Source organism: Paenibacillus sp. 7516 (genome assembly GCF_002272715.1).
In the GTDB taxonomy this organism is placed as follows: Bacteria; Bacillota; Bacilli; order Paenibacillales; family Paenibacillaceae; genus Paenibacillus; species Paenibacillus illinoisensis_A.
Genome location: NZ_NPBI01000012.1, coordinates 127,803 through 142,036 on the forward strand (window position 1 = coordinate 127,803; position 14,234 = coordinate 142,036).

Annotated in this window: 13 protein-coding genes; 8 read left to right on the forward strand and 5 right to left on the reverse strand. The window is 47.8% G+C overall.

The features are described from left to right. Positions 1–20: 20 nt before the first annotated feature. The 4 genes from CHI14_RS11805 to CHI14_RS11820 are packed head-to-tail and all read right to left on the reverse strand — an operon-like array spanning position 21 to position 2,216. The gene (locus tag CHI14_RS11805; RefSeq protein ID WP_095288638.1) at positions 21–431 is read right to left on the reverse strand and encodes a hypothetical protein; all 411 of its coding nucleotides are present in this window, start codon (positions 429–431) and stop codon (positions 21–23) included. Then, positions 428–943: a hypothetical protein gene (locus CHI14_RS11810; protein WP_095288639.1), complete on the reverse strand. Its 516-nt coding sequence runs from the start codon at positions 941–943 to the stop codon at positions 428–430. The genes CHI14_RS11805 and CHI14_RS11810 overlap by 4 nt, the downstream gene beginning before the upstream one ends. Before the next feature lie 29 nt (positions 944–972). Next, positions 973–1,191: a hypothetical protein gene (locus CHI14_RS11815; RefSeq protein WP_249281074.1), complete on the reverse strand. Its 219-nt coding sequence runs from the start codon at positions 1,189–1,191 to the stop codon at positions 973–975. Positions 1,192–1,226: 35 nt separating this feature from the next. Then, entirely contained in the window at positions 1,227–2,216 is a 990-nt protein-coding gene (locus CHI14_RS11820) for a quinone oxidoreductase family protein (protein ID WP_095288641.1), read from the reverse strand. Positions 2,217–2,306: 90 nt separating this feature from the next. Between CHI14_RS11820 and CHI14_RS11825 the strand changes: the two genes are divergently transcribed. From CHI14_RS11825 to CHI14_RS11835, 3 genes are all read left to right on the forward strand, one after another. Next, on the forward strand, positions 2,307–3,221 hold the full coding sequence (locus CHI14_RS11825) for a LysR family transcriptional regulator (RefSeq protein WP_249281075.1): 915 nt from the start codon (positions 2,307–2,309) through the stop codon (positions 3,219–3,221). 84 nt (positions 3,222–3,305) lie between these two features. Then, entirely contained in the window at positions 3,306–3,989 is a 684-nt protein-coding gene (locus CHI14_RS11830) for a hypothetical protein (RefSeq protein ID WP_095288643.1), read from the forward strand. A 66-nt stretch (positions 3,990–4,055) separates the two neighbouring features. Continuing rightward, on the forward strand, positions 4,056–4,529 hold the full coding sequence (locus tag CHI14_RS11835; RefSeq protein WP_095288644.1) for an SMI1/KNR4 family protein: 474 nt from the start codon (positions 4,056–4,058) through the stop codon (positions 4,527–4,529). 5 nt (positions 4,530–4,534) lie between these two features. On the opposite strand, the gene CHI14_RS11840 is transcribed toward CHI14_RS11835, so the two are convergent. Then, positions 4,535–5,575, reverse strand: coding sequence for a PocR ligand-binding domain-containing protein (locus tag CHI14_RS11840; protein ID WP_095288645.1), 1,041 nt, complete (start codon positions 5,573–5,575; stop codon positions 4,535–4,537). 307 nt (positions 5,576–5,882) lie between these two features. Here CHI14_RS11840 and CHI14_RS11845 point away from each other — a divergent pair, with 307 nt between their 5' ends. From CHI14_RS11845 to CHI14_RS11865, 5 genes are all read left to right on the forward strand, one after another. Continuing rightward, on the forward strand, positions 5,883–7,022 hold the full coding sequence (locus CHI14_RS11845) for a glycerol dehydrogenase (RefSeq protein WP_095288646.1): 1,140 nt from the start codon (positions 5,883–5,885) through the stop codon (positions 7,020–7,022). Further along, positions 7,022–8,791 (forward strand): dihydroxyacetone kinase subunit DhaK, encoded by a 1,770-nt coding sequence (gene dhaK / locus CHI14_RS11850; protein ID WP_095288647.1) that lies wholly within the window; start codon positions 7,022–7,024, stop codon positions 8,789–8,791. The genes CHI14_RS11845 and dhaK overlap by 1 nt, the downstream gene beginning before the upstream one ends. A 262-nt stretch (positions 8,792–9,053) precedes the next feature. After that, on the forward strand, positions 9,054–11,180 hold the full coding sequence (locus CHI14_RS11855) for an alpha/beta hydrolase family protein (protein ID WP_249281076.1): 2,127 nt from the start codon (positions 9,054–9,056) through the stop codon (positions 11,178–11,180). A 226-nt stretch (positions 11,181–11,406) separates the two neighbouring features. Beyond that, positions 11,407–12,585, forward strand: coding sequence for an alanyl-tRNA editing protein (locus tag CHI14_RS11860; RefSeq protein ID WP_095288649.1), 1,179 nt, complete (start codon positions 11,407–11,409; stop codon positions 12,583–12,585). Between the two features lie 173 nt (positions 12,586–12,758). Then, complete coding sequence (locus CHI14_RS11865) at positions 12,759–14,063, forward strand: DUF1963 domain-containing protein (protein ID WP_095288650.1); 1,305 nt, start codon at positions 12,759–12,761, stop codon at positions 14,061–14,063. Positions 14,064–14,234: the final 171 nt, after the last annotated feature.

Below are 14,234 nucleotides of genomic sequence, written 5' to 3' on the forward strand. Positions count from 1 at the left end.
ATATTCAGACATAATGAATACTATTTCACTGGAAAAGGGTACATGCAGGCGCCTAGAATTTCAGCCAGTTGTTCTGCTGTTCGTTCACGCGGGGCCAACTCTTCTGCGTAGGAACGCTCCAGTTTGGCTCTCATAAAACGTTCGGCATATTCATTGGGACGGGAGTGAAAGTCTTTGGTGTACTCGGCATAGTCATGCGCATCCCGTACCTTTTCCAGCACACTGTTCAGCAGAGGACTGCCCGCGTAGAGCAGGGAGTCGGTTTCCTCGCATTCAAACTTCAGGAACATGATCGCTTTCTGCAAAGCATTGATCTCACCCTGGGTCAGGTAGACAGGCTTCACGGCATGTTCTCCCGATGCTGCTTTGGTCTGATCCATATTTTTATACGCTTCATGTTCATGAGAGGAAGATGGGTCATGTTTGTTCATGGGTTATCACTTCCTTGGTTCGATTGTAGTACCCGCTTCGCGGAAGAGCCGAAATCGGGATTGGATTGAAGTGATTCTAGCGAAGCTCGAGCACCGGAAACGTGTTGATGTGCAGCAAGAACGGCAAAGGCAGCTCCCTTGACCAGGATGTAGGCCTTGCCCTGCAAAACCTCAAGAGCCAATTGAATCTCGGCTTCAGTGATGGGCAATATGGCTAGAGTCTGCAAGGCGTAGTTTTGTACATCTTCATCTTCGTCGGAATCACGAACAAGCTGCGCGGCAGCATGCAGGACTTCATTTAGAAGTCCAGAGGGGCTTGCCATACCAAGGGCACGCCAGGCTTCGATGCGCACCAGATCATCTTCTTGAGAATTCATTCCGATAGCAAGAACTTGCTGCGTAAGGTGCTTATCCGTTAGCTCAGTCAAATCACGAAGAGCCTGCAGCTTTTCTTCTCCACTGAGTGCGTCGAAATCTAGTTGTTCAAAGTTACTATAATTCACATCAGACATAGTAGATCATTCACCTCCTGAATGAGAAGCTAGGATTGGGGCGGAAGCTGAATAGGACGGGCTGCCAGTGCCTCTTCCACGATCTGTTCGGGGGTCAGGTCTCGATCATCCCAGAAAATCAGATTGCTGATCTCCGCATAGGGCAGCTGCTTCTCCAGCTCAGTCAGCATATCATCCAGTTCCGCTTCGGTTCCTTCGGCATTCATCAGCTTGCGAACCTGTTCTACCAATTGTGCATGGTCGGACATAACAAAACCTCCTGAATAATTCATAGTATAAGTTATTACTCAATCCGTATAGCAAGATTGCCAAACTGCTCACCCTTTTCCATCCGTTCGAACGCCTTAGCTGTGTCCTGTAGCGCATACACTCTATCGACTACAGGATGTATATTATGATGTTCCACCCATTGCAGCATCCGGACAAACTCTTCATGGCTTCCCATGGAAGTACCGATCAGGCTTACTTGAGGGAAGAAGATGGATCGGATCGGAAGAGTCAGATCATCTCCGGAGCTTGCGCCATACATAACGATTCGGCCACCGGGTCGGATAATATCGAAATATCGGGGGAAAAGGGCTTGTCCGATGCTATCCAAAATCAGATCCACAGGGTTAAGTTCGTTATGCTGACTCCAATCCTCATGACTGCTGTAGGCTTGTTCAGCTCCCAATCGAATGGCATCATTTCGCTTGAATTCGCTCCTTGAAGTTACGGTTACCTTGGCTCCGGCTGATACCGCCATGAGAAGAGCATAGGTGGCTACACCACCTCCAATGCCGGGAATCAGAACATGTTCTCCCTGCTGAAGACCGCCACGGGTGAATAACGCACGATAGGCTGTTAATGCCGATAGGGATAACACTCCTGCTTCCTCCCAAGTTAGATGAGATGGTTTCGGTAAAGCATTTTCGGCAGGGACGGTAATATACTGTGCAAGTGTTCCATCCGTTGGTCCACCTACGATCTCAGGTACAATCGGAACATCTGCTGCACACTTCCAACCGAGAGTTGGATGAATAATGACTTCTTCACCTACAGAAGGGTGTACAACTCCTTCGCCAGTTTCTACTATTATACCAGCCCCATCGGAGCCTGGAATGAGCGGAGCGTCATGGGTTGTGCGACCTGCCATAATGAAGAGATCGCGATGGTTAAGACCGGCGGATTTTAACTGGATTTTGACTTCGCCGAACCCCGGTGCTCGACTTGTGAATGATGTATATTGGAGTCCCCTGAGGCCACTTCGGCCTGAATGTATAATAGCTTTCATAATGTTATTCCTCCCGTTGATGTAATTAAAGGTCATGATTGAACCTCATTGTACAGTTGGGGTGGTTTCACGTAAAATGAACAGAATTGAATGTGGGTATCAATAAAAACAATAGCTAGCAAGCAGGTGATTATCATGGATGCAGGAGATCTGAAAATATTTCGGACAGTCGCTCGAGAGGGAAGTATTAGTAAAGCAGCATTGGCACTGAATTATGTGCAGTCCAATGTTACAACGCGGATTAGACAGTTGGAAAGTCAACTTCAAGTTCCACTTTTTCATCGCACGAACCGGGGAATGGTACTCACACCTGCTGGAGATCATTTGCTCGGGTATGCAGATAAAATACTGGATTTGCTGCATGAAGCAGAATTGTCGACTCAAACAGGAAGTAAACCTGCAGGAAAGCTTCGTTTAGGTTCCATTGAGACAGCGGCCTCCAGCTTCCTTGCTCCATTCCTGGCTAAATACCATTCCTGTTATCCAGAGGTACAGGCTTCACTTGTCACAGGAGGGACCCATGAGCTGAATCAGAGGGTCATGCAGCATGATCTGCAAGGTGCTTTAGTCTATGGGCCAGTCGATCATCCTGAACTGAACTATATCAAGGTGTTTGATGAAGAACTGGTTCTGATTGCGGAACCCGGCTTGCATCAGATGGCCGAAGTATTAGGTAAACCGATGTTGTTCTTTGAGATTGGGTGTACGCACAGAATTCAGGCTGAAGCTTTTCTGCATAGCCGTGGTGTCCATACGCTCAATGTAATGGAATTTGGAACACTGAACATGATCCTAAGTGGTGTATCTGCCGGAATAGGGGTATCTTTACTGCCACGATCTTCGGTTGTTCAATCCGAATCAAGAGGGGAGGTTTCAGTGATATCTTTGCCAGAGCCATACTGCAGGTTGGAAGTGGGACTTGTACATGCCCAAAGTGAACATCTATCGGCAGCATTACGTGGCTTGCTGGAGATGATAACAACCAGGAATAACGAAGGAAATTAATTTTACTTCACAAAACTAAACGGGACCAAGCACTGTTAGTAATAGTGAAAGACAAAACTATGAATAGCAAAGTGAGGTTTGATGATGAGCATGGGGTTCATACCCAAACTAATCTGTGCAGCAATCATTGCTTTACCGAGTTATCTTCCTGTTCCGAATCAAGAACAAACTGTATTGGCAGAGATCAAAGAAAATCAACAAGACATTACATTAAGCGCAACAACCAAATCTGTTCCAGGGATGTACTGCGGAATTGCATTTACGTGGAACAACCGAACAAAAATATTTCCATGGGAAAGCATTAGCGAACCAGCTTTTTACCCGGAAGTGATTATCACCAATATAGATGACAAAGGTCAGGATGAAGCCATCATTATACTTACGACTGGAAAAGGTACTGGGGCGCGGGGCTCAGCCATTCATGTGTTACAAGAAGATTGGACCGAAATCCCCGTCGGGGACCCGATCGTGAAAGCTCAGAATTCGTTGTCTTCAACGTACAAGGATCACGAGGCAACGGTTGAATACACGGTGAACATTGCAGGTAAAGAGTATGTCTATTCTTATCCTTTTGAAGATGCGGAAATGTGGTTTGATGAGGCAAGCATTGGTCGTATTCTCAGGTACAGGGTTCAGGAAAACAAGCTGATTGCCGAAATGCCGGTGCAAGTTTCTCCGGGTACATATACAGGTACGATTGAAGTTGAATACAGGGAGTACAATGGTGAATTGCTTCCCTCAGAAGTCAGTTATATTGAGGACCTCTAGTCAGTAACTATGCTCATATCGAGGCCATTTGGAGGTCTTTATCTTACTAATAAAGGAGGATGTTTCGTGGAATCAAAGGCACTAGAACCGATTCGGACTCTTTTGGATCAGGCATATCAGACCGTGATGGGGAAGAGCTGTACGCCGGAATCGGAGCAGACGATTGTTGATTTTGAGCAAAAGCACAACGTTATTCTTCCCGAGCCTTATCGGGACCTTCTGCTGTACTATGGTGCCTGCCACTTCGGTGATCCTGCGCTCTATTCCGTACAGGAATTGGACTGGGCATACCCTGCTTTTGTGGAAGCGTATCATGAGTATAAGAAAGAGTACGACCTGCCTGAAGACCTGAATCCGTTCCCGATTGGCGGTTTTGGGGAAGGAAGCATTGCTGTTCTGGAACAGAATTCAGGTAAAGTTCTGATGCTTATCCACGACTATGCAGGGGACCATCCATTTCAGGAGGTGGCCCCTCACTTTAACGGATTGATGGAGATGCTGGCTGAGTCTGCGATCTGGGTTCAGGAACAGATGAAATAGTCAGACTAGGTAACAGATTGCTCTTGAATGTATTTGCGATATAGGGCCGGTGTAATCTCTTCGAATTTTTTGAAGATTTTAATAAAATACCCGGATTCGTTGAACCCCAGCTCATCACTGATCTGTGAGATCGGCATGTCGGTAACCTCCAGTAATTGCTTGGCCCATTTGATTTTGAGCTTGGCCAGATAGGTTGTGAAATTCTCACCGGTTTCCTTGGCAAACAGTCTGCTGAAATAGCTTGGACTAAGGTGGCATAGATCTGCCATATGTTTCAATGTCACCTGTTCACTCTTGTGACTGTGGATATATTCAAAAGCAGGCTGTAACGCAGGGCTGGTACATGCATTATCGCTTGGACTGTTTTTGAGATAGGCATCCGCAATCGCATTGGTCATTTCCTTTTTAATGGATTCAATATTGCGAATGGAGTACCCGGGCAAAATCGTGGACAGATTAACGGATTCCTGGGAGCCGGAAGCCTTCTCGAACATCTCCACTAGCAAATTTTTATTGAGAGCTTCCTCTACAATATAGTTGCACAGCAGGGACAGCATGTTGGAGATTTTTACAATCTCTTCATAGGTCATTACAGGTAGTTGATCATAATCATCCTGAAGTTCCTGCAGCTTCGATTCATGCATGGGCACGTTTTTCGAAGAGACGATCTGTTCCAGATCGGTGCCTTTGTCCGGATCTGCAAGTTTAACTTGCCCTGCCATTACGGCTCCGATGTATTTTCCATCGATGGTGATAGGAATGGCGATATCGATAATATTAAAATGACACAAGTATACATAAGGTTCATTCAACCGAACCGCTTCCAGCCCGCCACGCGAATCGCACTTTTGGCAGTAGGGAAGAAGCTCGGGATCTTTGCGTACATTTTGGCAGAACGCTTGGCAGCTGCTGTGACTGGTCACCGGAATGCCTTTGTAGTCGACGGTCAGGATGGCCAGTTTGGTTACATTCGCCAGTGAATCCTGTAGGCGCTTCCATTTATTTAGGTCGAGGATTTTATTAATGTGCAAGTATTCTTTAATCATTGTGTGAACCTCCATAGCTAACCTGATGAATGACCCTTAAGCGCTAAAAAGTTAGCAAGTTGTACATATTAGAATAGGATGCAAACGGGTAATGTAAGATGATGTCAACATTCAACCATCCAATGACAATAACATACCATGATTTCAGAAAAAAGCAAAAAATTACGATTGGAAGTTATAATAATTTGTTATCAAAGTCCAATGTGTCTCTCGCATTCATGAGATATATTTAGATTAATTGTGAACCATTCAAATTTGATGCATTGACTCGACCACCCTATTAACTATCTTTAGGAGGCATATCATTATGAGAAAAGCATTTATCAGCCCAACCAAATATGTGCAAGGCGAAGATGAACTGTTGAACCTTGGTTACTTTGTAAAATCCTTCGGAGATTCCGCTTTGTTGATCGCACATCCGGATGATGTACAGCGTGTAAAGGCGAAGCTTGATGCAACAGCAGAAAAGTTCAATATTACTTTTGTTGAAAGCGGTTTTAGAGGGGAGTGCTCCCGTCAGGAAGTGGCTCGTCTGCAGGAAATTGCGAAGGAAAAAGGATGCACCTGCACCATCGGTCTTGGAGGCGGTAAAGCCATTGATGCAGCCAAATGCGTGGCGGAAGGCGAAGCGTTGATCATTTGCCCAACCATTGCTGCTACTGATGCGCCAACAAGTCACTCGGCGGTATTGTATACACCAGAAGGATCTTTTGATGACTATGCATATTTCAAACAAAGCCCAAGTGTAGTGCTGGTGGATACAACCGTAATCGCTAACGCACCAACACGCTTCCTGGTATCCGGTATGGGAGACGCGCTTTCTACGTACTTCGAAGCAAGAGCAACAGCGAAATCGTATTCCCGTGTAAACGCAAGTCTGCCAATGGGATCCCGCGAAGGGTATACTCCGTCTGCTGTAGGTACGAATGCAGCACTGGCGCTGGCAAAATTGTGTTATGAAATGCTGCTGACGGACGGAGCAAAAGCTAAAGTAGCCAGCGACAGCAACGTTGTAACTCAAGCACTGGAAAATATCGTTGAGACCAACATTCTGTTGTCAGGTCTTGGATTTGAAAGTGGCGGTCTGGCCGCAGCACATGCCATCCACAACGGATTGACGGTTCTGGAGGGAACACATCACTTCTTCCATGGTGAAAAAGTATCCTTCGGTACGATTGCACAGCTCGTCCTTGAAAATGCTCCAACCGAAGAGCTGCATGAAGTCATGGACTTCTGCCTCGCCGTAGGACTGCCTGTAAGCTTGGCGGATATCGGTGTAGATACCATTACTCAAGAAGAGCTGCTGAAAGTGGCAGAAATCGCATGTATTCCGGAAGAATCCATTCACGCTATGCCGTTCCCGATCACCGTTCCTGAAGTGGCTGCTGCCATTGCAGCGGCTGACCGTATGGGACGGGAATACAAAGCTCGCTGGGAGGCAATGTAATGAAGAAAATTATCAATCAGGCTGAAAATGTCGTGATGGAAATGTGCAACGGGATTGCGCTGGCGCACCCGGAGCTTGAATTTTTGAAAAAGTATAAGGTCATTAAACGCAGAGAGATTAATGCGGACAAAGTCAGTCTCATCAGCGGCGGCGGCAGTGGCCATGAACCGGCTCACGCTGGCTATGTGGGGAAAGGCATGCTGGATGCTGCGGTATGTGGAGATGTATTCGCATCTCCCTCCCAGATTCAGGTGTACCAGGCAATTAAGGCAACGGCCAGCAGCAAGGGCACTCTCTTAATCATCAAGAACTATAGCGGTGACATGATGAATTTCAAGAATGCTGCACATCTGGCGGAGGAAGATGGTATCGATGTACAGTATGTGCGTGTTGAAGATGACATTGCTGTGCAGGACAGTCTCTACACCGTAGGACGCCGCGGTGTAGCCGGAACGGTTCTGGTGCATAAAATTGCCGGTGCTGCGGCTGAAGAAGGGCGCAGTCTGGCAGAAGTGAAGCTGGTTGCCGAGAAGGCAGCCCAGAACGTACGCAGTATTGGTTTTGGATTCACGTCCTGCACCGTACCTGCCAAAGGAACACCAACGTTCGAAATTGCGGACGATGAAATGGAGTTCGGTGTAGGAATCCATGGTGAACCGGGAATTCGCCGCGAGAAAATCGTTTCTGCCGATGAGCTGGCCGGGCGGATGGTTGAAGCCCTGCTGGCAGACATGAAGCTGGGTGGCGACACATCCGCAGAGATTGCCGTCCTCGTGAACGGATTTGGTGCAACACCGCTGCAGGAACTATACTTGCTTAACAATTCCGTTCAGCGCGAGCTGGCAGGCCGTTCGGGGCTGCAAGTAGCCACCACCTTTGTTGGCAATTACATGACCAGCATCGATATGGCTGGCGCATCGCTGACGATCCTGAAGCTGGATGATGAACTCAAGTCGTTGTTATTTAAGGAAAGTGACACACCTGCATTCAAGGTTTCCGGTCCTCCGGCTGCACAAGCAGCCTACTCTGAAGCACTTGAAGCAGTTGTAGGTGAAGACGCTCCGGTTTCCTATGAAGTGGAGACACCTACATCGGCTGCAGTTATTAACAACAACCAATTCTCCCTGGACAACATCGTGTACCTGATCGATAAGATGGGTGAGATCATCATCAAGAACGAGGTACCGTTCTGTGAGCTCGATTCTCATGCGGGAGATGGCGACTTCGGGATGAGCGTGGCGAAGGGATTCCGTCAGCTGAAACGCGAATGGAATCATATTATCAGTGAAGAGAAGAAGGATATCGGTTCGTTCCTGGATGCATGTTCTCTTGTCATTATGGAATATTGCGGCGGGGCATCCGGCCCAATCTGGGGTTCGGCATTCCGCGCAGCGGGCAAGGCTGTAGGAGATAAACAGCAGCTGACGATATCCGAATTTGCCGAAATGATGCAAGCAGCCGTGCAAGGCATTCAATCCACGGGTGAGCGTTCCTTCGGACGCGGCGCAGTCGTAGGCGACAAGACGCTGATTGATGCACTCGTGCCTTGTGCCGATTCCTGGACACAAAGTGCAAATGCCGGTGATGACTTCAAAACCGCATTTGCCAAAGGGGCACAAGCGGCAGTTGAAGGTGCGAAGAAAACCGAAGACATCGTGGCACGCATGGGCCGTGCAGGTACGGTTGGAGATCGCAGTCTGGGGTATCCGGATGCCGGTGCATACGCACTGGGAGTTATTTTCACAGAGCTGTCCGAGTCAATGAAATAGAGAGAGTCGGTTAAATCAGATCGTTTATAGCAAAAAAAGATGTGGAAGCTAATGTTAAGCAAGAATAAGCAGCAAGCGACACAGGTAACGGCGCCGGACGTCCGGCGTCTTTATGTGTGCCTTTTTCAACCATACTTAAGTCTATTTTTACATGTGTATTGTTACATTATCCAAGCATCACAAGAGTAAGTCCGTTCATACATTCATAGGATTAACATTTCATAGCGATAAAGGAGTTATTATGAGAGCAGTCACATCATTCTTGAAAAAACCGCAGGGGTTGCTGGTTTTATCACTAGTTTTGGTCATTTTCGGCAGCTTGTTTGCCGGGATGTTCAACACATCCTTTTATTCCGTTAAAGTCAAAGAAATCAAATTCGAAGCAGATCACGGTACCTTGTCGGGCCTGCTATACATGCCAAAAGGCGCGGGTGCGGATGACAAACGGCCTGTCATTATCACGACTCATGGGTATCTGAATACCAAGGAAATGCAGGACGCCCCTGCAATTGAAATGTCGAGACGCGGTTATATTGTGCTCGCACTGGACATGTACGATCATGGGGATTCACGTTGGAGCGGAGATATTCCGGTCAAGGATCTGTTCAGTACCTTCTGGATCTATTCCCAGTATGACGCAGCAAAGTATATCTATGAACAGGATTTCACCAAAAAAGATGATCAAGGCAACGCCTATGTATCTGTCAGCGGCCATTCCATGGGTGGTTTCTCTACTTTGTTATCCATGTATATGGATGAGATGAATGCATTGCAAACAGGTTACCGGATGATTCATGCCGGAATCTCGGTTGGTTCTGACTATTCTTATGCAGCAGCGGTCGCACCACAGGATCAGCTCCAAGCTGCTTACGGCAGCCGGACAGTGGGCATGATTGCCGGACAATATGACGAGTTTTTCTTCAACAAATCGGATGAAGAGAAAACGGCTGAGGAAAAAGAAGTTCAAGGCACAGTCACACGCAAGGACTTCGCGGCAACAGCTTCTGGTAAAGCCTTCCTGGGACTCGCGCCTGATGCTGCAAGAGGAGAGACAGGCAAGTTTATCCCGGTGGAGTCGGGTGATTTGACTGTAGAAGGTACAGTCGTACGTCCATCCCAAACAGGTGAACATATCATGTTTACACCGAATCAGACCCACCCATGGAATCATTTCTCGGGAACGACAACCGGACATTTGATCGACTTCTATGCGCATGCATTCGAAGGTGTAACTTCACCGAATCAAACCCATGTCGATCTGGATTCCGGCAATCAGATCTGGTGGGCGAAGGAAGCCTTCAACTTTGTAGCCCTGATCGGTTTCTTCCTGATGATTGTTCCGCTGGTAACGCTGCTGCTCAGACTGCCATTCCTGCGTAATGCGATCAGCGGTGAGATTGCAACAGTATCGGCTGCAGTTGGGGGCGTGCAGAAGACAATCTATTGGATTGCAATTGTTTTCAGTACTCTAATTCCGGCAATTCTGTTCCCGACTCTGATGGACAAAGAAGCAAACGGATTGAATGTGCTCCGCATCATTGCCCTGGTCCTGTTGATTGCAAGCGTGCTGGGGGCAGTGATTGGATTCATCCTGGCGAGCAGCAAGAAAACCGACTATCAGGCCAGCAGCCGAATGAAGAATATCGCTGTAGGCAGCGTGCTTCTCGCCATTGTATCTCTTGTCATGTGGCTTGTATTCAATTACGCCGATCAGATTGTGGTTACAAGCACGTATTTCAATGAACCGACAACGAACCAGATTGTTTACTGGGCTCTGGTATCCGCGCTAATTATGATTGTAGTGACGTTTGCCTTCCATTATTTCTCCAAAAAGGATGCAGGAACCCGTTTCAGCGATTATGGCATTAGCCTGAATGTGGTCACGATTATTGCCAGTCTAGTCACTGCGGTTCTTGCGGTCGTGATTGGTTATGCACTACTGTTTGCAGTGCAGGCGATCTTTGGAACGGATTTCCGGATCTGGACGTTTGCAGTACGGACGTTCGAGAGCGAGCATTTCATTACAGCTTTGCGCTATGCACCGTTTTTCCTTGTATACTTCTTCGTAAGTACAGTAGCGCTCAATGCCAATACACGCGGCAAACGAGGAGGCATGTTCCTGTCCATCGTCTTGAACGTTGGGGGACTGGTCCTCTGGATGGCTCTTCAATATGGTTTGGATTTCACCACGGGTGTAGCCATGTACCCTGGGCAAGCGTTGAATGCCATTCTGCTGTTTGCGCTGATTCCGTGCCTGGTGATTGCAGCCGTGTACGCACGCAAATTGTTTGAAAAAACCAATAATGTGTGGGTTGCTGCTCTGGTAAATACGCTTCTGTTTACGATGATTACGGTAGCCAATACAGCTCTTTTCTGGAATCTGGTTTAATTCAATCGAATGAAGGTTTGGATTTATATCCAAAATTTTGTTAAATGTAAGTAAGAAAGACCACTCTGTAGCTTGGTTACAGAGTGGTCTTTTTGTTTAAGAAGCTATAGCGGCAGGGCAGAAATTTGGTGTCTTAATACCAAATAGTGTAATCTGTAGAACAGATACGTAAGGAATGTGAATGGATCAGCACTCAAATTGAACGAGAAGGGATCAGGATCAGTTAATGACACAAAAGTTATATTACGACTCCGCATATACGCGGAATTGGCATACACAAATTACCGGCAGATTGGACAAGGAAGACGGTACATATATTACACTCGCGGAGACGGCATTTTATCCGCATGGGGGTGGACAACCCTGTGACCTGGGCCGAATCGGAGGTGTCGCTGTTCTTGATGTAAACATCGAAGATGGCGAGGTATGGCATAAAGTCGAGCAGGCGCCTGAGCAGAAGGAGGTTCACTGCGAGATTGACTGGGAGCGCAGATTCGATCATATGCAGCACCACACAGGGCAGCATCTGTTGTCAGCCATCACGTTGAAGCTGGCTGATGCGATGACGCTCAGTTTCCATCTGGGGACCGATTATGCAACGATTGATGTAGCCGCTACAGAACTTCGAGCGGATCAATTGACAGCCATTGAGCAAGAAGTGAACCGCCAGATTTACCGCAATGCCCGCATTAGCAGCTCCTGGGTCACTGCAGAGGAAGCAGCGCGTCTGCCGCTCGTGAAGCAGCCTTCTGTGACAGAGGACATTCGTATTGTCGAGATGGAGGGTGTGGAATACAACGCTTGTGGCGGCACACATGTGGCGGCAACAGGCGAGATCGGCATCCTTAAGCTGCTGAAAACGGAGAAGGTTAAAGGTGGCACACGCATCTATTTCAAATGTGGATTCAGAGCATTAAACGAATTCACGGCAGCACAGCAGGTGTTAAACGGGATTTCGGTGAAATTAAAAACCAGCAGGGAAGAGCTGCTTGACCGTATCGATAAAATGGAAACAGACCAAAAACAGCTTCTGTCCGAGCTGAGTACAGTCAAATCGACCAATGATGCGTATTATGCGCAGGAACTCCTATCTGCACGGGAAGGTTTGGTTATTGCCCAGGTATTCGAGGACAAATCCCTCAAGGACATGCAGAGCCTGGCGACCAAGCTGACGGAAGAACATGAGGGCATCGTGCTCTTTGCCAGCATCTCGGAGGCCAAGGTTGTTCTGGCTCAGAACGGGCAGCCGCCGGAGTGGTCTTGTGGTCCATTCTTCAAGGGCAATCTCGGAGCCTACCAGGGCAAAGGCGGGGGCAGTGACAGAATGGCTCAGGCAGGCTTTGCCAGCAGTGAAGATGCCGTAGCCTTTTATGAATTTACCAAGGACCAGCTGGGACATCACTAAGGTGAATTGTGGTTTCGGGACGAAGCGATATCAGTAATAAGCGGCACGCCACAAATTGTGGCGTGCTTTTTCACATGGGGGATACTCTGAGCATTAGGGTCTATTAGAACCCATGATTTTCCTGTGATATACTCGGGGGTATATCGATCAGACGGCAGAGGAGGCACAAAGGAATGACAGAACGCATTCCATGTATCCGTGAAGGATGCACCAATACGATTTTACCGGCAACCGCGGCCAAGACAGGTGGGTACTGCATGCCCTGCAAGCAGGAGATGGAGCGGGAGGAACGACGGAAATACATTGAAGCGAATCGACGGGACGTGAATTTGTATGAGGGAGTGCATGACCCGGTGGAGATTCTGAAAATCATGCATACACCTCATGTACGCGATCCATTAATTCAATATTTGCCTTATGAAGGCTCTCAAGAGCAAGTCTACCTGTCACTTTCTGCCGAGCAGCAGGAAGCGATGACAGACTATGCAATGGAGTTGATTCGTACAGATGATATCGATACCGGCAAAGACATTCTGCTGTATCTGGTCTGTTACCATGATATCTCGCTCGCTGCACAGATTCCCGAGCTGTTGGAGCAGGAGATCTACTATCCTGCCATCCTGTATAAAAGTGCTTCAGCGAAAGTGCGGGATCAGCTCCTGCAGCAGGTGCACAACGATGACGAGAATCGTAACCATATCCTGATTATGTTAGCCTATATCGGCGATGAGGTAATCGTGGAGCAGTTCTGGCAGTGGAAGCAGTCTCCGCCGGCCTGGGCAGATCAGTTATATGTGAGACCAGAACAATACACCTTAGAAGCTGGGTGGGAACTCACCAAGGACGGGAATCGGAGAGAATTGTTCATCAGCCCAAGTTATTCATTATATAAAAGTAAGGATGAGGATGGAACGATTGCGGCTTCAAGCGGCGTACCCATTCAAATGCTTCAAACAAGTACCGACAGTTGTCCATGGTGTGGAACCGCTTTAACCACTTTGGTTGCTCTGGATGTCGGACATCCGGCCTTGCAAAATGTTTCCTGGCAAGCCGAAAAGCTACAGATTCGAACTTGTGTTAACTGCAGCTGCTACGGTGTGGTCTATATGGAGACAAGATCAGCAGGGGAGCCCTTCTGGAGTTCCCACAATGTCATGCCAGTAGGAATGGATGACATCGATCCGGAAAACTCGTTTGAACCTGCCCCGGATGCTGGTGATTCATTCTACATTGCGACAGAGCCCCGTCAGGCCTTCCATGGCAGTGAGTGGGCCATGGAACCATCACTATCCCAGATTGGCGGTCATCCCGGATGGGTTCAGGATGCAGCGTATCCGGTCTGTCCCTGCTGCTCCACAACCATGAAGGCGGTTGGGCAGGTAGACTGGGCGCAGATCGAGGAGTATGGCGAGGGTATGTATTATATGTTTCTATGTGAGCCGTGTCAGATGACTGCGGTGACGTATCAGCAATCTTAACTAGATGCCGAATGATGAATCTATATTGCTTCTCCATCCAAAAAACTACCTACAACTAAAGTAACACTTTTGATACCGATCATCTGTAGATTGACTAAAGGCTTGTCCCAATCCACCCCTGTCAAAGTTGTTCTTCTAAATATGAGATGAGGGTGTGATATTATGAACGTG